Here is a 22,464-nt window from a genome sequence, read left to right as displayed (position 1 = left end):
GGAGATAAGGCGAACTTTGTTCGCAACAGTCGTAATGGCCAGATTTGGAGTGTGAAACACGAACAAATCTGGCAATCAACCACTGCGCTGAGATGTTGACACGAACTCTGAGAAGAGAGGCTGGGCAAAAGTCCCAGCCTCTTTTTATTATGCTTTCCAAAGTTCTTGTACTTTTGCTTGTACTTCAGCATTTTCCAAGAATTCATCATAAGTTTCGTCGATTCGGTCGATAACACCGTTTTTAGAAATGACGATGATATGGTTTGCTAAAGTTTGAATAAATTCGTGGTCATGGCTGGCAAAGATGATGGACTCTTTAAAAGCTTTCAAACCATCGTTCAGACTGGAAATTGATTCCAAGTCCAAGTGGTTGGTTGGATCATCTAAGACCAAGACATTTGACTTGAGGAGCATGAGTTTTGACAACATCACGCGCACTTTTTCGCCCCCTGACAAGACGTTTACAGGTTTGTTAACCTCATCACCCGAGAAGAGCATACGTCCCAAGAAACCGCGCAAGAAGGTATTGTCATCTTCTTCCTTGCTGGCAAATTGACGGAGCCAATCAAGGATAGATTCGTTTGTATCAAAGTCACGAGTATTGTCTTTTGGTAAGTAGGATTGACTAGTAGTGACACCCCACTTGACAGTACCTTCATATTCAATATCGCCCATAAGAGCACGAATGAGAGCAGTTGTTTGGATGTCGTTTTGACCAATAAGAGCAGTCTTGTCACCTGGGCGCAGGATAAAGCTGATATTGTCAAGAATCGTTTCACCATCAATAACAACTTTCAAGTTTTCAACTGTTAAGAGGTCATTACCGATTTCACGTTCTGATTTGAAGTTGATAAATGGATACTTACGGCTAGAAGGAATGATTTCTTCCAACTCGATTTTGTCCAACATTTTCTTACGTGAAGTAGCTTGCTTAGACTTAGAAGCATTAGCAGAGAAACGGGCAACGAATTCTTGTAGTTCTTTGATTTTTTCTTCTGCTTTTGCATTACGGTCAGCTTGTAGTTTAGCTGCTAGTTCGCTAGATTGTTTCCAGAAGTCATAGTTACCAACGAAAATCTTGATTTTACCGAAGTCAAGGTCGGCCATATGGGTACATACTTTGTTTAAGAAGTGGCGGTCGTGTGACACGACGATAACCGTATTTTCAAAGTCAATCAAGAAATCTTCGAGCCAGTTGATAGATTGGATGTCCAGACCGTTGGTTGGCTCGTCCAAAAGAAGAACATCTGGTTTACCAAAAAGTGCCTTAGCCAAGAGGACCTTAACCTTCTCACCGTTGGTCAATTCGCTCATGTTTTGGTAGTGGAGGTCTTCTGAAATGTTGAGGTTTTGGAGCAATTGAGAAGCTTCACTTTCAGCTTCCCAGCCACCAAGTTCAGCAAACTCACCTTCTAATTCAGCAGCACGAACACCATCTTCATCAGAAAAATCTTCCTTCATGTAAATAGCATCTTTTTCTTTCATGATGCTGTAAAGTTGCTCATTCCCCATGATAACTACGTCAATGACGCGTTCGTCTTCATAGTCGAAATGGTTCTGACGTAGTACAGAAAGGCGTTCGTCTGGTCCAAGTGAAATATGACCTGTTGATGGCTCGATGTCACCAGCAAGAATTTTCAAAAATGTAGATTTACCGGCCCCGTTTGCACCAATCAAACCGTAGGTATTTCCTGCTGTAAATTTGATATTGACATCGTCAAATAATTTGCGATCGCTAAAGCGAAGCGACACGTCTGATACTGTAAGCATAGTTTCTCCTCTATTTCTGTCTATTAGTTTTATTGTACTAGAAAGAACTTGAATTTTCAATGAATTACATTGGAATCAAAATATCTTCATCATAATGTTTATGGTCTTTTTGAAGACTGAAGCCACGTCCACGCACCTGACTCGCAGGCATAACAACCATAAAGGCAGTTTCATCAATTTCTAATACCGCTGTCTCAAGTTTCTGCATTTCTGGAATAGAGATGGTAGTCATCAACATGCGCTTGTCAACTCCTGTAAAGCCACCGATAATTGGAAGTTCTGTCACACCGCGATCAGCAACTTTAGTAATATAGTCTTTAATTTCTTCTGATTTTTGAGAAATAATCATGACATTTCGAGAAGATTGGGTACCAGACATCATGCGGTTGACAATATAAGTAATGGTCATTAGGGCAATAATCGAGTACATAACAGTATCAGTATCGAAGGCAACAAATCCAAGACCAACGATAATACCATCAATAATAGCCATTGTCAGACCTAATGATAAAGGGGTGTACTTGTGAATAAATTGAATAAGAATACCTGTTCCACCAGTAGAAGAATTTCCAAGGAAGACAAGCCCAAGTCCAAAACCTAGGATAATTCCACCGAAAATAGCAGCTAGGAGAGGATTTTCTGTCAAGTTGGGTAAACCTGCTGTCAACTTGATGCAAAGAGGATAGATGATAGCACCATAGACAGTTTTGATAAATACAGATTTTCCTAAGAAAAACCAACAGATGATTAATAAAGGGATGTTACAGTAGAGGACAAAATCAGACGGACTCCACCTCAGAAGAGCATTGAGTGCGATTGCTAAACCTCCGACACCACCAGATACGATATTATTCTCTAGAAAAAAACTGTTAAATCCAATGGCCATGACAACTGATCCGAGTGTGACAGAGATAAAGTCCTTTATACGTTCTTTCATATATTCTCCTTGGTTAGTGTTATAAAAGCAATTTCTATTATCCCTAATTTAGACAGTATCGTCAAGGCTTTGTCAGCTTGACTTTCTAATTTTTTGCGGTTATAATAGGAATCAATCAGAAGAGTAGTAAGTGGATAATTTTTAGAGAGTTTGTGGTTGGTGTAAACAAACAAGAGTCGCTTATGAATGGACTGAGTGAATAGAATCTGAATAAATAAGGATTCGGCTAGCAGGCCTTATGTGCAAAAAGATGTAAGCTTATTTAATGCTTATAAGTGAGGTGGCACCGTGTCCTTGACGCCCTCGCACAGTTTTCTGTGCGTGGGCTTTTATTATGTAAAAGGAGAACATTTTATGAGTAAACCGATTATCCTAACAGGAGACCGTCCAACAGGCAAATTACATATTGGACATTATGTTGGTTCGTTGAAAAATCGTGTTTTATTACAGGATGCAGGTCAACATGAACTTTTTGTCTTTTTAGCAGACCAACAAGCGTTGACAGATCATGCAAAGGAACCGCAAAAGATTGTTGAATCCGTTGGAAACGTAGCACTAGATTATCTAGCGGCAGGACTTGATCCAGCTAAGACAACGATTTTCATCCAGAGTCAAATTCCTGAATTGGCAGAGTTGACCATGTACTACATGAACTTGGTATCTGTTGCACGTCTAGAACGCAATCCTACAGTGAAGACTGAGATTGCTCAGAAGGGATTTGGCGAAGGAATTCCAGCTGGTTTTTTGGTCTATCCTGTGTCACAAGCGGCGGATATTACAGCCTTCAAGGCAAACTTTGTTCCAGTAGGAAATGACCAGAAACCTATGATTGAGCAGACTCGTGAAATCGTTCGTAGCTTTAACCATGCTTACCAGACTGATATTTTGGTAGAGCCGGAGGGCATTTATCCTGAAAATGAGGCAGCTGGTCGCTTGCCAGGTTTGGACGGCAATGCCAAGATGTCTAAATCACTTGGAAATGGTATTTATCTGGCAGATGACATGGATACGCTCAAGAAGAAAGTCATGTCCATGTACACTGATCCCAACCACATCCGTGTTGAAGACCCAGGTAAGATTGAAGGAAACATGGTTTTCCACTATCTTGACGTCTTTGGGCGCGAAGAAGATAAGGCTGAGATTGAGGCTATGAAGGAGCACTATCAACGTGGTGGTTTGGGCGATGTGAAGACCAAACGTTATTTGCTGGACATTTTAGAGAGAGAATTAGGACCAATCCGTGAACGCCGTCTGGAGTTTGCACAGGATATGGGACAGGTCTATGCAATGTTGGAAGCAGGTAGCCAAAGAGCTCGCCAAGTTGCTGCGAAAACTCTTGACCAAGTGAAATCTGCTATGGGAATCAACTATTTTAAATAAGGTTAACAATGAAAGAGCAATGTTGAGAAAATGTTGTTTTTTTCATTTGTTTTACGACGTAGCAAAAAACAAACGTTCGAATTTTATGTATAAGACTGAATAGAATTTTCTGAATTTTTAGGAATGATGATATTAAAGCGAATAATGATTGACAAATGATTTCAAAATGTTATCATAATTAAAATACAAATAGCAATCATGCTACATATTAAATAAGAAAAGAGGAAGAAAATGTCAAACTGGGACACTAAATTTTTGAAAAAAGGCTTTACTTTCGACGATGTATTACTTATTCCGGCTGAAAGTCATGTATTACCACATGATATTGATTTAAAAACACAATTAGCACCAAATTTGACCCTTAATCTTCCGATTATTTCTGCTGCCATGGATACAGTAACAGATAGCAAAATGGCTATCGCTATGGCGCGTGCAGGTGGTTTGGGCGTCATCCATAAGAACATGTCTATCGCGGAGCAGGCAGATGAGGTGCGTAAGGTAAAACGTTCTGAAAATGGTGTCATTATCGATCCATTCTTCTTAACACCAGAACACACCATTGCTGAAGCTGAGAAATTGATGGCTACTTATCGTATTTCCGGTGTGCCAATCGTTGAAACATTGGAAAATCGTAAGTTGGTCGGTATTATCACCAACCGCGATATGCGTTTCATTTCAGATTACTCACAGCCAATTTCGACCAACATGACAAGCGATGAATTGGTGACAGCGCCAGTTGGAACAGATCTTGCGACTGCGGAGGCTATTCTTCACAAGCATCGTATTGAAAAATTGCCATTGGTTGATGAAAATGGTCGTTTGTCAGGCTTGATTACCATCAAAGATATTGAGAAAGTGATTGAGTTCCCAAATGCTGCGAAGGATGAATTTGGTCGTCTCTTGGTTGCGGGTGCTGTTGGTGTTACATCTGATACTTTTGAACGTGCAGAAGCCCTTTTTGAAGCGGGTGCAGACGCGATTGTCATCGATACAGCTCACGGTCACTCAGCAGGCGTTCTTCGCAAGATTAAAGAAATCCGTGACCACTTCCCAACTCGTACCTTGATTGCCGGCAACATTGCCACAGCTGAAGGAGCTCGTGCTCTTTATGAAGCTGGTGTTGATGTTGTGAAGGTCGGTATTGGACCAGGTTCAATCTGTACAACACGTGTTATCGCAGGTGTCGGTGTACCACAAGTGACAGCTATCTATGATGCAGCTGGTGTTGCGCGTGAATATGGTAAAACGATTATCGCTGATGGTGGTATCAAGTATTCAGGAGATATTGTCAAGGCACTTGCCGCTGGTGGTCATGCCGTTATGCTTGGTTCTATGTTTGCAGGAACTGATGAAGCACCAGGTGAGACAGAAATCTTCCAAGGTCGTAAGTTCAAGACCTATCGTGGTATGGGCTCTATCGCTGCCATGAAACAAGGTTCAAAAGACCGTTACTTCCAAGCATCTGTCAATGAAGCCAACAAACTTGTTCCAGAAGGAATTGAAGGACGTGTAGCCTATAAAGGTTCTGTTGCAGATATGATTTTCCAAATGGTTGGTGGACTTCGCTCAGGTATGGGCTATGTAGGTGCTGGTAACTTGACTGAATTGCATGAAAATGCACAATTCATCGAAATGTCAGGTGCTGGTTTGAAAGAAAGCCATCCACACGATGTTCAAATCACAAACGAAGCTCCAAACTATTCAGTTCAGTAAAACAAAAACAAGACCCTCTTGGCAGGGTCTTTCAGATTGAAGAAAAAGTCCATTTTGGACAATTTTCTTCAATCTTTTTTTCTTTATATTGAAAATAAAAAAACTCTCAGAAACGCCGAAATATCAATATTTCTAAGAGTTTAATAACTTGCTATCTTTCGCAAACTTCTTCAATTTTTTATATTTTTAGGAGTTTGTCTACGTTCTGCAAGACCCTCTTGACAGGGTCTTTACTTTTTTGTAAACTTTATTGACGATAGTGTAAACAATCTTATTCTGACTCAGTAACCTTACCAGACTCAATATGGAAGATTTTTAAACTATCAGGTAGCTTATGTAAATGGTCTAAAGATGTCGTTGTAATAAATGTTTGAATCGTATCTGTAATAGTTTCTAATAGTTTGATTTGACGATTATTATCCAGCTCACTCATAACATCATCTAAGAGTAGAATTGGGTACTCTCGTGTGACTTCTTTCATCAGCTCAATTTCAGCTAGTTTGAGTGACAGAACGAGACTGCGGTGCTGACCTTGGCTAGCATAATGGGCATTCATTCCATTTATAAAGAAAGCTACATCATCTCGATGTGGTCCAACTCCTGTATTTTTCTTAAATAAATCACGTTTACGAGACTTTTCTAGTTCCGTCAAGAATTTGTCAATTAAATTGACATCATCTGTCAATTCGATTGAGGTCTGGTATTCGATTGTCAATTCTTCCCGATTGCCAGATATTTCTTGAACTTTTCTATTTCCGAATTCCTCTAATTTCTTTAGAAAGTCAATACGATGTTGGATAACACGACTACCATATTCAGCAAGTTGCTGATCTAACACAGATAGGAAGTTCTCATCAATCTTATCTGTAGATTTGAGGTAAGTATTTCTTTGTTTTAAAACGTGGTTATAATTCGATAGGTCAGAGAGATAGAGTGGCTTGATTTGCCCGAGCTCGACATCGATGAACTTTCTTCTCAAAGCAGGCGCACCTTTTATCAGCTGTAAATCTTCAGGGGCGAAGAGAACAACATTCATGTGGCCGATATAGTTGGAAAGCTTGGCTTGTTTGAGATGGTTGACCTTGGTCACTCGTCCCTTGTCTGTCAAGTGAATGTCAAGGGGAACTTTACCGCTTGTGCGATGGAGTAAACCAGAAATAGATAATTCCTTTTCTTGAAACTGTAGTAGGTCCTTATCTGTCCGTGTTCGATGACTTCGTGTTAAGGCTAAAACATAGATAGATTCTAGAATATTGGTTTTTCCTTGGGCGTTTTCGCCTAAAAAGACATTGAGCCCTTTGTGGAACTCAATATCTAATTGGTTGTAATTGCGAAAATGTTGTAACTCTAATCGTTCTAGCCACATGTCTACATACCAGGGAAACGAACAGGTTTTCTTTCAGTCTTTTTAGTTGCTTTTTTAGGAGTTTTTACCTGTTTCTTATTATTTTTATTTTCTTGATTTAACTTTTTAACGATTGCAGCCACACGTTCTTTTTCAGCTTGATCCTCTTGGTGCTGTTTGATTTCCTCTGCACTAGGAGCGACGATTGTGATGCTGGTGTTGTGGTCTGGGAGTGTGATAACATCTCCGACACGGATTTTTTTTACCGCGTCTTTTTTCATCCTCTCCATTGAAAAGAATGGTATTTTCTTCTAAGAAACCTTTAATGGCACCTCCTGAATGGAGAATACCAGTCGTTTTTAACAATGCTTGTAATGTGATGTAGTCATCAAATAATTTAAATTCCATAAGTCACCTCGTTACAGAATATTATATCACAAAATGGTATAATGGAAGGTACAATGTTTGAAAGAGGAAGACGATGAAATTACAAGAGGGAGTAGATCTTCATTTTATTGATACAGATCAGTTTACGACAAATCGTATACGTATTCGCTTTGCAGCTGAAATGAGTGAGGCTACAGTTGCTGGTCGTGTGTTAGTTGCAAATATTTTTGAAATGGGTAACCAAGAATTTCAGACTGCTCAGGCTGTTCGGAGAAGATTGGCAGAATTGTATGGTGCTCAGTTCTCGACCTCAGTTTCGAAACGTGGTAGGGTGCACTGTGTAGATGTGACAATTTCATATGTCAGTCCTCGTCACTTACCAGAAAATGAGGATATTACAGTGGAGATTCTTGATTTTTTATACACATGTATATTTAGACCACTGAAAAAGGGGCGAGGATTTGATAGCCAGATTTTCGAGGTTGAAAAAACGAATTTAATCAATTTTCTTCAGTCAGAGATAGAAGATAATTTTTATCATGTAGATGTTGAAATGAGTAAGCTTTTTTATAAAGATCCCTCTCTTCAAATTCCACGCGTCGGTAGGCTTGATTTGGTTGAAAAAGAAACAGCAGAATCAACCTTTCAGATTTATCGGAATATGTTGCGTATGGATAAAATTGATATATTTGTCTTAGGGAAGGTTGACAGAGAACAAGTAAAAAGAAAACTTGAAGATTTTGGTTTTACTTATAGAAATCCAAAATTAGAGTTAGAATATCATCAGGAATACTCAAATATCACGCAAGAAAAAATCGAGCGTAAACAGGCAAGGCAGTCCATTTTGGAATTGGCATATCATTTACAGGTGGTTTACAACGATGTAAACTATCCGGCTTTGATGGTATTTAATGGTCTACTGGGTGCTTTCTCCCATTCGAAGTTATTTATGAATGTTCGTGAGAAAGAAAGTTTGGCCTATACAATTGGTAGTCAGGTCTCTATTTTTTCAGGAATGCTAAAGGTCTATGCTGGAATTAGCCGTGAAAATAGACTCAGGGTAATGAAGTTAATTAGTAAACAACTACTTGATTTAAAATGTGGTAAGTTTACAGAAGAAGAATTAGAGTTGACAAAAAACATGTTGATTCATTCAGCAACCTTGGCTCAAGATAGGCAGAATAATTTGATAGAACAAGTATATAATCAAGTTACCTTAGGAAATAGAAATTTAAGTTGGTTAGATTGGATTGAGGCTATCAAATCGGTATCAATAGACGATGTCATTCAAGTAGGACAGATGATTAATTTACAGGCTGTTTACTTTATGGAGGGGACAGAAGAATGAAGTTAGTTGAGAAGAAGTATCCTTACATGAAAGAATCTGTCTTTTATGGGAAAGTTGACAATGGGTTGACAGTTATTTTGCTTCCTAAAGTAGATTTCCATGAGACATATGGAATTCTAACGACAAATTTTGGGGGTATTCATACTCGATTTACATTGGCTAATGGTAATAGTGTTGTTTATCCTGCAGGGATTGCACATTTTTTAGAACATAAGCTGTTTGAAACTGAGAATGAAGAGGATATTATGAATGAGTTTGCTAAATTGGGAGCAAGCGCAAATGCTTATACCAGTTTTAGACAGACTAGTTACTTATTTTCAACGACTCAGAAAGTATTGGAGTCTCTATCACTTTTACAATCTTTTGTTCGAGAACCGTATTTTACAGAAGACAATGTAGAAAGAGAACAGGGGATTATTGAACAAGAAATCGAGATGTATCAAGATGATGCAGATTATCGCTTGTTTACGGGAATTCTATCATCGCTTTATCCAGAAAGTCCTTTGGCCTATGATATAGCAGGGACAGTTGAATCAATTGCTGCAATTACTGCGGATGATTTACATGAGAATTTTGATGTGTTTTATCATCCAAGTAACATGAATTTATTCGTTATTGGTAATTTTGATTTAGAGGCAGTTTGGAAACAAATTTCAAGTTATCAAGTAGCTCAGATGGATAATCCAGCTCAGTCGTTTGAATTGGCAGGTATCCAAAAGTTGCCGATACAGGAACATCTCTCAGAACAATTTGAAGTATCTACCCCAAAATTGGCTGTTGGTTTACGGGGAAATGACGAGGTTGATAAGGAGACTATTCAGAAATATCGGCTTAGTTTACAATTTTTATTTGCCATGTTGTTTGGTTGGACTTCAAAACGCTATCAACAGTTATACGAGCAGGGAAAAATTGATTCTTCTTTCCAGTTCCAATTAGAGGTTACACCTGAATACCACTATTTGATTATCTCGGGAGATACTCAAGAACCCATTACGCTTTCTAGTATACTGATGAAAGCACTTAGGAAATTTGAGGATGATGCAGATGTGACAGAGGATCATTTACAATTGTTGAAAAACGAGATGTATGGAGATTTTATTCGTAGCTTAAATTCTCTTGAGTTTACAGCTAGTCACTTTGTTTCTCAGTATTCAGAATATGAAAATGTTTTTGATATACCTCAAATGATACAAAGTCTTCAGTTAGATGACATCAGAGAGGCAGGTCGTCGCTTTATTGATCACTGTGATATGACAGATTTCACGATTTTTCCAAAATAAGTGGGCGCAACCCGTCGAAATTTCCTTGGAATTTTGTTAGAATAGTATACTGTACATGATGAGCGATAGAGAGAGGGTATTATGAGACAAAAGAGTATAGGGGAAGTACTTAGAACAGCCAGAGAAGGACGGGGTTGGACATTTGTTGACTTGCAACGGATAACAAAAATCCAAGCTAAATATTTGCAGGCACTTGAGTACAATGATTTTGATTTTATTGCAAACTCAGATGTTGTTCAGTCTATTTTAAAAGCATACGCTGAGGCTTTGGAATTAGATGCAGATGTTCTACTGGATGCTTACGAGACCAATAGTTTAGTGAAATATTATGAAGATGGAGAAGAAGAACTACGCTCTTCAGAATTGAAAAGAAGCTATAAGGTTCGTAAACGTAAAAAGAACTCTTATCTTCCGTTGATTTACTTATTACTTGCGACGGGGTTGATTATTATTTTTGTGATTTATATTGTTCATAGCAGGCTCAAAAATAGAGCATCTATTACGCCTACTACAACGTCATATAGTATAGTTGAGCAATCTGTATCTGAAGCAAGTAGTGGCACAGAGACGAGTTCTACTGAGCAGGCGCAGTCAAATTCAACGAGTTCAAGTAGTTCCGCTACAGAAAATGTGACTATTTCAGGATCAGGTTCTAACATTGTTGCGACCCTTAAAACAGTGACTTATCCAGTAGAAGTAACTGTAACAGCAAAAAATACAACGAGTTGGATCAGCCTTTCTGACACCTTGTTAGAGGGGGGCGTTACACTAACACCTGATAATCCAACAGTAACTACTACTATTGAAGAAGGAGTGACTTCTACTACACTTATTCTTGGTGTTGTTAAAGGGGTTGAGGTAAGTGTAGGTGGTCAAAAGCTAGAACTATCAGCTCTGACAGCAGATACAGGCTCAATTACAATAAATTTTGAACAATAAAGGTTTTATATGAAAAAAGAAAATATTCCCAATGCATTGACGATAGGTAGGATTTTGGTAATTCCAATTTTTATCTTGTTACTGACCGTTTGGAATTCAACAATTAGTCATGTCTTAGCAGCACTTATTTTTGCATTAGCTAGTATTACGGATTATCTAGACGGCTACTTGGCTCGTAAATGGCAGGTTGTAACAAACTTTGGAAAATTTGCGGATCCGATGGCAGATAAGATTTTGGTGATGACAGCATTTATCATGCTTGTAGAGCTTGGCTTTGCTCCAGCTTGGGTAGTTGCAATTATTATTTGTCGTGAATTGGCAGTGACAGGTCTTCGTCTACTCTTGGTGGAAAATGGAGGAACAGTTCTAGCTGCGGCTATGCCAGGAAAAATCAAAACATTTTCACAGATGTTTGCAGTTATTTTCCTGCTCTTACACTGGAACGTCGTGGGGCAAATAACACTCTATATTGCACTTTTCTTCACCCTATATTCTGGCTATGATTATTTCAAGGGTGCGTCCTTCTTGTTTAAAGATACATTTAAATGATGAATATTATTGAAGTAAAAAATTTAAAATATAAATACAACCAAGAGGATGAGCAATATACTCTAAATGATGTTTCGTTTCACGTGAAACAGGGAGAGTGGCTATCTATTATTGGTCATAATGGTTCGGGTAAATCAACAACAGTTCGTTTGATTGATGGTTTGTTGGAAGCTGAATCAGGTGATATTTATATTGACGGTGATGCCTTAACCATTGATAATGTATGGGATAAGCGACGCTTGATTGGTATGGTTTTTCAAAATCCAGATAACCAATTTGTAGGCGCTACAGTTGAAGATGATGTTGCATTTGGTTTAGAGAATCAGGGAATCCCTTTGGAGGAGATGCGTAGTCGAGTTGACGAAGCTTTGGAATTAGTTGGAATGACTGATTTCAAAACACGTGAGCCTGCTCGTTTATCTGGTGGTCAGAAGCAGAGGGTGGCGATTGCTGGAGTGGTTGCCTTGCGTCCAAAAATTATTATTTTGGATGAGGCTACGTCTATGTTGGATCCAGAAGGTCGTCTCGACTTGATTAAGATTGTCCGTGAAATTAAGGAGCGTCATGGTATGACGGTTATCTCTATAACACATGATTTGGATGAGGTTGCATTGAGTGATCGAGTTATCGTGATGAAAAATGGACAGGTTGAATCAATTAGCACTCCAAATGAACTATTTATGCGAGAAGATTTGGTAGATTTAGACTTGGATAGACCGTTTACGACAGAACTGGCTTCATCTTTGCGCCAGACTGGACTTGATTTACCGCTCCGCTATTTTACAGAGGAAGAATTAGAGGAAACTTTATGGGAATTGATCTCCAAGAAGTAAGCTATACCTATCAAGCTGGCACTCCTTTTGAGGGGCGTGCGCTTTTTGGTGTGGATTTGGAGATTGTTGATGGCTCTTACACGGCCCTTATTGGGCATACGGGTTCGGGCAAATCAACGATTTTACAACTCTTGAATGGATTAAATGTACCAACAGAAGGAAGAGTAGTTATTGATGATGTTGTGATTACAGCGACGTCTGAAAATAAGGATATTAAGCAAGTCAGGAAGAAAGTGGGGTTGGTGTTCCAATTTCCTGAAAGTCAAGTGTTTGATGAAACGGTCTTAAAAGACGTTGCTTTTGGTCCACAAAATTTCGGAGTTTCTCAGGAAGAGGCTGAAACGATTGCGCGTGAAAAGTTGGCCTTGGTTGGAATTGATGAAAGCTTGTTTGAGCGTAGTCCTTTTGAACTATCTGGTGGTCAAATGCGTCGGGTAGCTATTGCTGGGATTCTGGCAATGGAACCAAGTATCTTAGTTTTGGATGAACCAACGGCTGGATTGGATCCTGCGGGTCGTCAGGAATTGATGGATATTTTCAAAAAGCTTCATGAATCAGGCATGACAATCGTTTTGGTAACTCATTTGATGGACGATGTGGCTAACTATGCTGATTTTGTTTACATTATGGAAAAGGGAAAGCTGGTCCGTTCTGGTAAACCAGTCGATATTTTTCAAGAGGTAGATTTTTTAGAGAGTATTCAGTTGGGAGTGCCTAAGATTACTAAGTTTGCAGCTAATTTGGAGAGAAGAGGCTTTGTATTTGAACGTCTTCCTATTACAATTGAAGAATTTACGGGGATGGTGACACATGGATAAATTAATTTTAGGTCGCTATATTCCTGGGGATTCAATTATTCATCGCTTGGATCCAAGAAGTAAGCTTTTAGCAATGTTTGGATTTCTATTGATGATTTTTTGGGCCAATAATTTGGTCACCAATGCCTTGTTGATAGCATTTGTTTTAGGAATGGTTGTTTTATCACGTATTCGCTTATCATTTTTTATTAATGGTTTGAAACCGATGATAGGAATTATTCTATTTACAACTTTCTTTCAGGTTTTCTTTACACCTGGAGCGACCATTCTATGGGAGTTTTGGATTTTTAAATTATCTGTAGAAGGGTTGCAACAGGCGGCGATTATTTTTGTTCGCTTTGTTTTGATTATTTTCTTCTCAACCCTATTGACCTTGACGACGACACCCCTTAGCTTGGCTGATGGTATTGAGTCGGGGCTTGCACCTTTGAAGAAATTTAAAGTTCCTGTGCATGAAATTGGTTTGATGTTGTCCATGAGCTTGCGTTTTGTACCGACCTTGATGGATGATACCACTCGGATTATGAATGCTCAGAGAGCTCGTGGAGTGGACTTTAATGAGGGAAATCTTATTCAGAAGGTAAAGTCAGTTATTCCTATTTTGATTCCGTTATTCGCATCAAGTTTTAAGAGGGCAGATGCTCTTGCAACGGCGATGGAGGCGCGTGGGTATCAAGGCGGCGATGGGAGAACCAAGTACCGGATTTTGGAATGGAAGTTAGCAGATACGTTAGCAATTTTAGTTATGTTAGCTTTAGCCGGACTCTTATTTATATTGAAAAAATAAGTAAAAAACGCTATTTCTAGCGTTTTTATTGTCTAATCTCAATTTGTCTGTAATATTTGTAACAATTTCACAAAGTCTAAGTAATAGTTAGAGGGTATGATAGACACATGACAGAAAGGAATGTGACTATTATGAACATTACATTAAAGAAAAACTTAAAAACAACTATTGCTGGTTTGGTAGCGGGAATCTCCCTTTTAACTGCGGGTGTAGTCAGTGCAGAAACCTATACTGTAAAGTCTGGTGATACCCTGTCTGAAATTGCTGAAACATACAATACTACTGTTGAAAAATTAGCAGAGCAGAATAAGATTACCAACTTAGATTTTATCCATGTCGGTCAAGTTATCGAATTGGGTGATGTGACAGTGAAGGCAGTAGAGAGTTCAGTTGAACAAACTCAATCAACATCAACTTCTACCGCAACAGTAACGACTAGCACCTATTCTTCAAATTTGAGTGCTGAAGATGCAGCAGCAAAAGAATGGATTGCAATGAAGGAATCAAGCGGTAGCTATGATGCCCGTAACGGTATCTACATTGGTCGTTACCAGTTGACAAATACTTACTTGAATGGTGATTACTCACCAGAAAACCAAGAGCGTGTAGCAGATGCTTATGTTGCTAGTCGCTATGGTTCATGGTCTGCAGCCAAGGCTTTCTGGTTGGCAAATGGTTGGTACTAAGATAAATTAGAAGAGGTCTAGCACGATGCTAGACTTTTTCTGTCTCACGAATGTATTTCACAACTGCTTTTTCGTTCAGTCCAACGGTACTGAATAGTAGCCTCTAGCCCAAAACTTTTGATTTCCACGCTGTATGGACATAGGTGATGGAAAATATCAATTAAGTCCCGTCTAATTTTTTAGTAAATGGATTTTCTGCGGTACTTAGGAGTGACATACATTTGGTATGTGATAAACTGTAACGGTTTTAACCATGCTAAACTAGTCCACTGGACTAGTTTACTCCTCCTTTATTTAACTTGACAAATTAGATTATAACAGGAAAAAAATAGAAGCTCAAAGCCTTGCTAGCCACCAGCATAGGTAGTAGTTTTCTTGTTTTTCTCTATGAGAAAACTAGCCCGAAGCCATAATAAGAAAAAGGACCGTTAGGGTCCTTTTTGGTTTACATTATTGTCAATCTTCTCCAAAAATTTCTTGAGCAAGGCGACGACCCGTCGGTGTAGCTGCAAGGCCTCCTTCGGCAGTTTCACGGAAGGCGGTTGGTAGGGCAGATCCCACTTGGTACATAGCGTTGATGACTTCATCAACAGGGATTTTTGATTCAATTCCTGCCAGTGCCATATCGGCAGCTACCATGGCGTAGCTTGCTCCCATTGCATTACGTCTGACACAAGGGACTTCTACCAGACCAGCGACGGGATCGCAAATCAGACCCAGCATATTTTTTATGACAAAGCAGATGGCTTGGCTGGCTTGGTAGGGAGTTCCACCTGCTGCCAGTGTCAGGGCTGCGGCAGACATAGCAGAGGCAGATCCGACTTCTGCCTGACAGCCTCCTTCTGCACCTGAGATGGAGGCGTTGTTGGCGATAACTAGTCCAAAGGCTCCAGCTGTAAATAGGAAGTCAAGTTGCTGTTCTTCTGTCAAATTGAGCTTTTCAATAGCAACTCCTAGCACAGCTGGTAGACAGCCTGCAGATCCTGCTGTCGGAGTGGCACAGACTAAGCCCATTTTGGCATTCAATTCATTAACGGCCATGGCATTTCTTGCGGCGGATAGGACAGCGGAATCTGACAAGGTTTTACCAGATTTCATATAGGCATCTAACTTGGCAGCATCGCCTCCTGTTAAACCAGATACGGATTTGCTTTCAGTAAGTCCATCTACGATGGAGGCTTTCATAACTGTCAAGTTTCTTGACATAATTGTCAATATTTCTTCGCGGCTACGACCGGTCAACTCAATTTCAGTCGCGATCATGAGTTCAGCTACATTACCAGAAAAGTTGTCTGCTTGCTGAACTAATTCTTCGATAGTATAAAACATGTCTTTCTCTTTCTAGTTGAAGAAGGTTACATTGTGCAGGTGTGGAATTTTTTCAATTTCTGCAATAGAATTTTCACATTGGCGAGCATCCACTTCGATAATCATAATGGCTTTTTCGCCAGCTTTTTCACGTGTCACGTTCATTTGGGCGATATTGATGTCATACTTAGAAAGAACATCGGTCACTTTCGCAATCATACCAGGGACATCTTGGTGAACAATAATAATAGTTGGCGTATTCATATTTAGATTGACAGAGAAGCCGTTGAGCTCTGTTACTTGAATGTTTCCCCCACCGATGGAAACGCCTGTGGCTGAGATGGATTTTTTATCGTTTTTTATGATGATTCTGGTGGTATTGGGATGTGGGGTATTGCTGTCCTTGTTGACACGCCAGTAAACCTTAATGCCTCGTTCTCTTGCAATATCAAGAGAGTCAGGAATGCGGGGATCATCCGTATCCATGCCCAGAATACCTGCTACCAAGGCTACATCCGTACCGTGACCACGATAGGTCTTGGCAAAGGAATTATAGAGTTGAAATTCCACCTCTGTCGGCTCATCGCCGAAGATGGAAGACACAATTTTCCCAATTCGGACCGCCCCAGCTGTGTGACTAGAAGATGGACCAATCATAACAGGTCCAATAATATCAAAGACCGACTGAAATTTTAAGTTTGTCATAGTAATCCTCACGTTTTTCTTGGTACTATTATATCAAATTTTCCAGTTAGAGAATATGCCTAGATGAATGTGTTTTCTTATGTTAAAATTCTATCGCTTACCCTTTTTGTATGGTATAATACAAGTTGTTCAAAATCGTCAATCGTTTTTGGATAATCAAATTTTGGAATACGACCTTCAAATCGTTATTTCTACGAAAAGATGGGAGAAGATTATGTCAATTGACAATTCTAAAACCCGTGTTGTTGTCGGTATGAGTGGCGGTGTGGATTCATCGGTTACGGCTCTCTTGCTCAAAGAGCAGGGCTACGATGTGATCGGCATCTTCATGAAAAACTGGGACGACACGGATGAAAATGGCTTCTGTACAGCAACAGAAGATTACAAGGATGTGGCTGCAGTGGCAGATCAAATCGGCATTCCTTACTACTCTGTCAACTTTGAAAAAGAGTACTGGGACCGCGTATTTGAGTACTTTTTAGCAGAGTATCGGGCTGGTCGCACGCCCAATCCAGATGTCATGTGTAACAAGGAAATCAAGTTCAAGGCTTTCTTGGATTACGCTATGAACTTGGGTGCGGACTATGTGGCGACAGGGCACTACGCTCAGGTTACCCGCGACGAGGACGGCACCGTTCATATGCTGCGTGGGGCAGATAATGGTAAGGACCAGACCTATTTCCTTAGCCAACTCTCACAGGAACAGCTGCAGAAAACCATGTTTCCGCTCGGCCATTTACAAAAGCCTCAGGTGAGGGAAATAGCAGAGCGAGCAGGCTTGGCGACCGCTAAAAAGAAAGACTCGACAGGCATCTGCTTTATCGGTGAAAAGAACTTCAAAGAATTTTTAGGGCAGTATTTGCCAGCCCAGCCCGGTCGGATGATGACCGTTGACGGTCGTGACATGGGAGAGCATACAGGCCTCATGTACTATACAATCGGTCAGCGGGGCGGGCTTGGTATCGGAGGACAAATCGGAGGGGACAATGAGCCTTGGTTTGTTGTCGGAAAAGACCTGTCAAAAAATATCCTCTATGTCGGTCAAGGCTTCTATCATGAGTCCTTGATGTCAACTTCTTTACAGGCTAGTCAAGTTCACTTTACACGTGATATGCCTGAAGAATTCACACTTGAGTGTACAGCTAAGTTCCGCTACCGTCAACCAGACAGTCAAGTGACTGTCAAGGTAAAAGGTGACAAGGCAGAAGTCATCTTTGCAGAGCCACAACGGGCTATCACACCAGGACAAGCCGTTGTTTTCTATGACGGACAGGAATGCCTCGGTGGCGGTATGATTGACATGGCCTATAAAGACGGAGAGGCTTGTCAGTATATTTAATCAAAAATAATAGCTTAGCACTCTCGTGCTAAGCTATTTATCTTATCCCCAGAAAGCATCTTCGGCTTTTTGGTCGGCTGAGAAGAGCCAAACTTCCTTGATTTTGCCATCTTCCATACGGAAAAGATCGATACCATTCATGTTTAGTTCTTCACCGTCTGTGCGAGTACCGAGGAATGTTACGTTAGCGGCAACAAGAGTATCATTATCGGATACCCAGTTTGTCACTACTTTGAAAGTTCCATTTGTTTTTTCGGCGAAAGTTGCTAGATGTGCTCCGAGTACTTCCTTACCAATTTTAGCACCAGATGTTGAATGATTTCCGGGTTGATGCCAGATAATGTCGTCTGCCATTGTTTCAAAAAGAGCTGCAAAATCACCAGCGATGAGAGCATTGTTATAGGCATTAAAAATTTCTAAGTTTGTTGACATTTGATGTCCTCCAATTTTTTTGATATAGTACAATTATAGTGGAAGTAGTCAATTATACAAGTAGGTACTTTTGTATTTGTTGGTATCAAAAGTGATACTATTGTGATAAATAAAGGAGAATTTTTTTGAACAAAGTTAGTGAATATGGTATTTGTCCTTTTGCAACAACGCAAAAAGTCTTGACTGGTAAGTGGGGATTGGTGATTATCTACCAACTCAGTACAGGAACGAAACGCTTCAATGAATTACAGCGACTAATTCCAGGTATTACTCAAACCATGTTAACAAGGCACCTTAGACAATTGGAGGAGGATCGCATTATTAGTCGCACGGTCTATGCAGAAGTCCCCCCTCGTGTAGAGTATAGCTTGACTGAAATGGGCGAAAAATTTCGTTCGGTGCTGGATGCTGTTGAGGCTTGGGGCTTAGAATATATTGAAACGTTAACGTAACACCAGATTTGAAATTCTACAAATCTTTTGCTAAAATAAGCGTAACAATTATCATGATGGTCAAAGCTCATGGGAATTGTAGGCTTTTTTGTCCTGCAGTTTTCGAGAGTTTTGGCTATTTTTTGCGATTGGGGAGAGAAGATGGATTTCAGAACCAGAGTTGACAACCAAATTTTCGGTGTCCGTGCGACGGGCTTGGTGGTACAAGATGAGAAGTTATATCTCGTTAAGTCGCCGGAAGGGAAATACTACACTTTGGGTGGAGCTATTCAGCTTGGTGAAACAACCGAAGAGGCTGTGCAACGGGAAATGAAAGAAGAAATCGGAATTGATGTGGAGGTTGGACCACTAGCTTTCATCGTTGAAAATCAGTTCACCTTGCAGGAGAAATCCTATCATCAGATTGAATTTCTTTATCTTGTTACCCCACTGTCCGAGCCAGTCACCTATCTGGAAGAAGGAAATTCCATTCGCCAGTGTGAATGGATTGCTTTTGTGGACTTAGAGAAATTGGATCTCAATCCAGCCTTTCTTAAGACCGAGCTAGCCAAATGGGACGGACAACTAAAGCATTTTATGAACAAAGACAACTAAAGTAGCGGAGGAAACCATGCCTGTTAAATTGATTGCCCATGTCTTGCTGACTGTTGCAGACAGTCACTTGATGATTCAGCGTTCGCAGATTAAGCGTGGAGAGCCGAATGTATTTCCGCTGCATTGGGATATTCCAGGCGGTCGTGTCGAGGAGAATGAGTTGCCCCGTGATGCTGCAGTGAGAGAGTGTTTTGAGGAAACAGGTATTTCGATAGAAAAGGAAAATCTGACCATTATCCATGAAGATAGTCAGTTTGATGAAGAAAAACAGACGGTGTTTACAAGGCTGGTTTATGAAGTAACACTTCCTGAACAACCGAAAACCATTCTTCTTGACCCAGAAGAGCATACAGATTTTCTATGGTTAGCCCCTAGCGATAAAAATAAGAAAAACTTAGTTCCATATCTGGACGAAATTTTAGAAAAGAGAAGGATAAATGGATTTTAGGACCAGAATTGACAATCAAATCTTCGGTGTCCGTGCCACTGCATTGATTATAAAAGATGGGAAAATATTTCTCACGAAGGACGCTAAGGGCCGTTATTATACGATTGGTGGTGCGGTTGAGGTCAATGAGGTAGCAGCGGATGCGGCTGTTCGGGAAGTCAAAGAAGAATTAGGGATTGACAGTCGTGTCAATCAATTAGTTTTTGTCGTTGAAAATCAGTTTACACATGAAGGTATAGATTTTCACAATATCGAGTTTCATTTTATCGTTGAGCCTATTGGAGAAATGCCTAAGGAGATGATTGAAGGGAAGTTGAAACAACCGTGTGAATGGATTGCACTTGACAACCTTGTCAACTTAGATGTCGTACCAGCTTTTCTGACACAGGAATTACCAAACTGGAGTGGACAAGTTAAACATATCATGAACATGAAGGAGAGAACAACATGACACACACATTTGCAGAAAACTATGATGTCATCGTGATTGGTGCGGGGCATGCGGGTGTAGAAGCGGGATTGGCAGCCAGTCGGATGGGCTGTAAGACCCTGCTTGCGACCATTAACTTGGATATGGTGGCCTTTATGCCTTGTAATCCCTCCATTGGTGGCTCTGCCAAGGGGATTGTGGTAAGAGAAATCGATGCCCTGGGTGGCGAAATGGGCCGCAACATTGACAAGACCTACATTCAGATGAAAATGCTCAATATGGGCAAGGGGCCAGCTGTTCGTGCCTTGCGGGCTCAGGCAGATAAGGCAGAGTATGCATCAGAGATGAAGCGGACGGTGGAGCGTCAGGAAAATCTGACCCTGCGTCAAACCATGATTGATGAGATTTTGGTGGAGGATGGCAAGGTTATCGGTGTCCGCACGGCTACCAACCAGAAATTCTCAGCCAAGGCAGTTGTGGTGACAACGGGTACAGCCTTGCGTGGTGAGATTATCATCGGTGACCTCAAGTATTCGTCAGGGCCTAACAATAGCCTTGCCTCTATCACGCTGGCGGATAACCTGAAAGAACTTGGACTTGAGATAGGTCGGTTCAAGACAGGAACGCCACCGCGTGTCAATGCTCGTACCATTAACTACGAAGACACGGAGATTCAACCAGGCGATGAAAAGCCAAACCACTTTTCATTCTTGTCCAAGGACGAGGACTATTTGCTGGATCAAATTCCTTGCTGGTTGACCTATACCAACGCCACCAGCCACGAGATTATCAACAGCAATCTTCATCGAGCACCTATGTTTTCAGGAATTGTCAAGGGGATTGGGCCCCGTTATTGTCCGTCAATCGAGGACAAGATTGTCCGTTTTGCGGATAAGGAACGCCACCAGCTTTTCCTAGAGCCAGAAGGTCGCAATACAGACGAAATCTATGTTCAAGGGCTGTCAACCAGTCTGCCAGAAGATGTGCAGCAGGACTTGATCCACTCTATTAAAGGCTTGGAAAATGCCCAGATGATGCGGACGGGCTATGCTATCGAGTACGATATGGTTATGCCGCACCAGTTGCGGGCGACGCTTGAAACCAAGAAGATTTCAGGGCTCTTTACAGCAGGTCAGACCAACGGAACATCAGGTTATGAAGAAGCAGCAGGTCAGGGAATTGTCGCTGGTATCAATGCAGCCCTCAAGGTGCAGGGCAAGCCTGAGCTGATTTTGAAACGAAGCGACGGCTACATTGGTGTTATGATTGATGACCTGGTAACCAAGGGAACGGTGGAGCCTTACCGCCTCTTGACCAGTCGGGCAGAATACCGCTTGATTCTGCGTCATGACAATGCTGATATGCGACTGACGGAGATTGGTCGTCAGGTTGGCTTGGTAGATGATGAACGCTGGCAGGTCTTCCAGATTCACAAAAACCAATTTGACAATGAAATGAAGCGTTTGGAGTCTATCAAACTCAAGCCAATCAAGGAAACCAACGAAAAAGTCGTAGCCATGGGCTTCAAGCCCTTGACAGACGCTCTGACTGCCAAGGAATTCATGCGTCGTCCAGATGTGACTTACGCAGATGCGGTAGCCTTTATCGGTCCTGCGGCAGAGGATTTGGACGCCAAGACCATTGAATTGATTGAAACAGAAGTCAAGTACGAGGGCTACATTGCTAAGGCCTTAGATCAGGTGGAGAAGATGAAACGTATGGAAGAAAAACGCATTCCAGCCGACATTGACTGGGATGATATTGACTCCATTGCGACCGAGGCTCGCCAAAAATTCAAGCTGATTTCACCAGAAACCATTGGCCAGGCTAGTCGGATTTCCGGTGTCAATCCAGCGGATATATCCATTCTCATGGTCTACTTGGAAGGACGCAGTCGTTCCATTTCTAAAAATAAATCAAAGGACAGTCACTAAGGCTGTTCTTTTCGCTGTATGTCAGCTATATGTCAACTACTTTAAAATCA

General features: G+C 40.8%; 22 protein-coding genes, 1 pseudogene and 1 other annotated feature. Of the genes and pseudogenes, 16 read left to right on the top strand and 7 right to left on the bottom strand.

Annotated elements, in window-relative coordinates; all coding sequences use genetic code 11:
- Positions 1-147 precede the first annotated feature (147 nt).
- Together YYK_RS09690 and YYK_RS09685 are read right to left on the bottom strand one after the other, a co-directional pair.
- Entirely contained in the window at positions 148-1,770 is a 1,623-nt protein-coding gene (locus tag YYK_RS09690) for an ABC-F family ATP-binding cassette domain-containing protein (RefSeq protein WP_012775415.1), read from the bottom strand.
- Positions 1,771-1,834: 64 nt separating this feature from the next.
- Positions 1,835-2,707 carry a YitT family protein gene (locus YYK_RS09685; RefSeq protein WP_012775460.1) on the bottom strand — a complete coding sequence of 291 codons (873 nt, stop codon included), beginning with the start codon at positions 2,705-2,707 and terminating at the stop codon, positions 1,835-1,837.
- A 101-nt stretch (positions 2,708-2,808) separates the two neighbouring features.
- Positions 2,809-3,015: a binding site (T-box leader), on the top strand.
- A gap of 46 nt (positions 3,016-3,061) precedes the next feature.
- Between YYK_RS09685 and trpS the strand changes: the two genes are divergently transcribed.
- Positions 3,062-4,087 carry a tryptophan--tRNA ligase gene (trpS, locus tag YYK_RS09680; RefSeq protein WP_012775414.1) on the top strand — a complete coding sequence of 342 codons (1,026 nt, stop codon included), beginning with the start codon at positions 3,062-3,064 and terminating at the stop codon, positions 4,085-4,087.
- A 231-nt stretch (positions 4,088-4,318) separates the two neighbouring features.
- Positions 4,319-5,800, top strand: a complete 1,482-nt coding sequence (guaB, locus tag YYK_RS09675; protein WP_012028051.1) for an IMP dehydrogenase — start codon at positions 4,319-4,321, stop codon at positions 5,798-5,800.
- A gap of 271 nt (positions 5,801-6,071) precedes the next feature.
- On the opposite strand, the gene recF is transcribed toward guaB, so the two are convergent.
- Both recF and yaaA read right to left on the bottom strand, forming a co-directional pair.
- The gene (gene recF / locus YYK_RS09670) at positions 6,072-7,166 is read right to left on the bottom strand and encodes a DNA replication/repair protein RecF (RefSeq protein WP_012028050.1); all 1,095 of its coding nucleotides are present in this window, start codon (positions 7,164-7,166) and stop codon (positions 6,072-6,074) included.
- A 2-nt stretch (positions 7,167-7,168) separates the two neighbouring features.
- Positions 7,169-7,553: pseudogene (yaaA, locus tag YYK_RS09665) on the bottom strand (S4 domain-containing protein YaaA).
- A gap of 73 nt (positions 7,554-7,626) precedes the next feature.
- Between yaaA and yfmF the strand changes: the two are divergent.
- The 8 genes from yfmF (at position 7,627) to apf (ending at position 14,772) form a co-directional block, all read left to right on the top strand.
- Entirely contained in the window at positions 7,627-8,880 is a 1,254-nt protein-coding gene (yfmF, locus tag YYK_RS09660; protein ID WP_012028048.1) for an EF-P 5-aminopentanol modification-associated protein YfmF, read from the top strand.
- The gene (gene yfmH, locus YYK_RS09655; protein WP_012775413.1) at positions 8,877-10,160 is read left to right on the top strand and encodes an EF-P 5-aminopentanol modification-associated protein YfmH; all 1,284 of its coding nucleotides are present in this window, start codon (positions 8,877-8,879) and stop codon (positions 10,158-10,160) included. Before yfmF ends, yfmH begins: the two co-directional genes overlap by 4 nt.
- An 81-nt stretch (positions 10,161-10,241) precedes the next feature.
- The gene (rodZ, locus tag YYK_RS09650; protein ID WP_012028600.1) at positions 10,242-11,099 is read left to right on the top strand and encodes a cytoskeleton protein RodZ; all 858 of its coding nucleotides are present in this window, start codon (positions 10,242-10,244) and stop codon (positions 11,097-11,099) included.
- A 9-nt stretch (positions 11,100-11,108) separates the two neighbouring features.
- A complete protein-coding gene (gene pgsA, locus YYK_RS09645) occupies positions 11,109-11,648 on the top strand; it encodes a CDP-diacylglycerol--glycerol-3-phosphate 3-phosphatidyltransferase (RefSeq protein WP_012028045.1) in 540 nt (179 codons plus the stop codon).
- Positions 11,645-12,481, top strand: coding sequence for an energy-coupling factor ABC transporter ATP-binding protein (locus YYK_RS09640; protein ID WP_002941820.1), 837 nt, complete (start codon positions 11,645-11,647; stop codon positions 12,479-12,481). The genes pgsA and YYK_RS09640 overlap by 4 nt, the downstream gene beginning before the upstream one ends.
- A complete protein-coding gene (locus tag YYK_RS09635) occupies positions 12,457-13,299 on the top strand; it encodes an energy-coupling factor ABC transporter ATP-binding protein (RefSeq protein WP_002938195.1) in 843 nt (280 codons plus the stop codon). Before YYK_RS09640 ends, YYK_RS09635 begins: the two co-directional genes overlap by 25 nt.
- Positions 13,292-14,086 (top strand): energy-coupling factor transporter transmembrane component T family protein, encoded by a 795-nt coding sequence (locus tag YYK_RS09630; RefSeq protein ID WP_002938197.1) that lies wholly within the window; start codon positions 13,292-13,294, stop codon positions 14,084-14,086. The genes YYK_RS09635 and YYK_RS09630 overlap by 8 nt, the downstream gene beginning before the upstream one ends.
- A 131-nt stretch (positions 14,087-14,217) precedes the next feature.
- A complete protein-coding gene (gene apf / locus YYK_RS09625; RefSeq protein WP_012775412.1) occupies positions 14,218-14,772 on the top strand; it encodes an aggregation-promoting factor in 555 nt (184 codons plus the stop codon).
- A gap of 456 nt (positions 14,773-15,228) precedes the next feature.
- On the opposite strand, the gene sdaAA is transcribed toward apf, so the two are convergent.
- Entirely contained in the window at positions 15,229-16,101 is an 873-nt protein-coding gene (gene sdaAA, locus YYK_RS09620) for an L-serine ammonia-lyase, iron-sulfur-dependent, subunit alpha (RefSeq protein ID WP_012028043.1), read from the bottom strand.
- A gap of 12 nt (positions 16,102-16,113) precedes the next feature.
- Positions 16,114-16,785: an L-serine ammonia-lyase, iron-sulfur-dependent subunit beta gene (gene sdaAB, locus YYK_RS09615; RefSeq protein WP_002938202.1), complete on the bottom strand. Its 672-nt coding sequence runs from the start codon at positions 16,783-16,785 to the stop codon at positions 16,114-16,116.
- Between the two features lie 214 nt (positions 16,786-16,999).
- Between sdaAB and mnmA the strand changes: the two genes are divergently transcribed.
- Positions 17,000-18,124: a tRNA 2-thiouridine(34) synthase MnmA gene (gene mnmA, locus YYK_RS09610; RefSeq protein WP_012028041.1), complete on the top strand. Its 1,125-nt coding sequence runs from the start codon at positions 17,000-17,002 to the stop codon at positions 18,122-18,124.
- Between the two features lie 42 nt (positions 18,125-18,166).
- Here the strand turns inward: mnmA and YYK_RS09605 are convergent, their stop codons facing one another.
- Positions 18,167-18,556, bottom strand: a complete 390-nt coding sequence (locus tag YYK_RS09605) for a nuclear transport factor 2 family protein (RefSeq protein ID WP_002941856.1) — start codon at positions 18,554-18,556, stop codon at positions 18,167-18,169.
- Positions 18,557-18,681: 125 nt separating this feature from the next.
- Here YYK_RS09605 and YYK_RS09600 point away from each other — a divergent pair, with 125 nt between their 5' ends.
- The 5 genes from YYK_RS09600 (at position 18,682) to mnmG (ending at position 22,414) form a co-directional block, all read left to right on the top strand.
- Positions 18,682-19,008: a winged helix-turn-helix transcriptional regulator gene (locus YYK_RS09600; protein ID WP_012028039.1), complete on the top strand. Its 327-nt coding sequence runs from the start codon at positions 18,682-18,684 to the stop codon at positions 19,006-19,008.
- A gap of 141 nt (positions 19,009-19,149) precedes the next feature.
- Entirely contained in the window at positions 19,150-19,602 is a 453-nt protein-coding gene (locus YYK_RS09595; RefSeq protein ID WP_012775411.1) for an NUDIX hydrolase, read from the top strand.
- Positions 19,603-19,618: 16 nt separating this feature from the next.
- Positions 19,619-20,050 (top strand): NUDIX hydrolase, encoded by a 432-nt coding sequence (locus YYK_RS09590; protein ID WP_012028037.1) that lies wholly within the window; start codon positions 19,619-19,621, stop codon positions 20,048-20,050.
- Positions 20,040-20,501, top strand: coding sequence for an NUDIX hydrolase (locus YYK_RS09585; protein ID WP_012775410.1), 462 nt, complete (start codon positions 20,040-20,042; stop codon positions 20,499-20,501). Before YYK_RS09590 ends, YYK_RS09585 begins: the two co-directional genes overlap by 11 nt.
- Positions 20,498-22,414, top strand: a complete 1,917-nt coding sequence (gene mnmG / locus YYK_RS09580) for a tRNA uridine-5-carboxymethylaminomethyl(34) synthesis enzyme MnmG (RefSeq protein WP_012028034.1) — start codon at positions 20,498-20,500, stop codon at positions 22,412-22,414. The genes YYK_RS09585 and mnmG overlap by 4 nt, the downstream gene beginning before the upstream one ends.
- Positions 22,415-22,464 lie beyond the last annotated feature (50 nt).

Origin of the sequence: Streptococcus suis S735 (assembly GCF_000294495.1) — a bacterium.
GTDB lineage: Bacteria > Bacillota > Bacilli > Lactobacillales > Streptococcaceae > Streptococcus > Streptococcus suis.
This window is presented reverse-complemented; position numbering and strand designations above follow the sequence as displayed.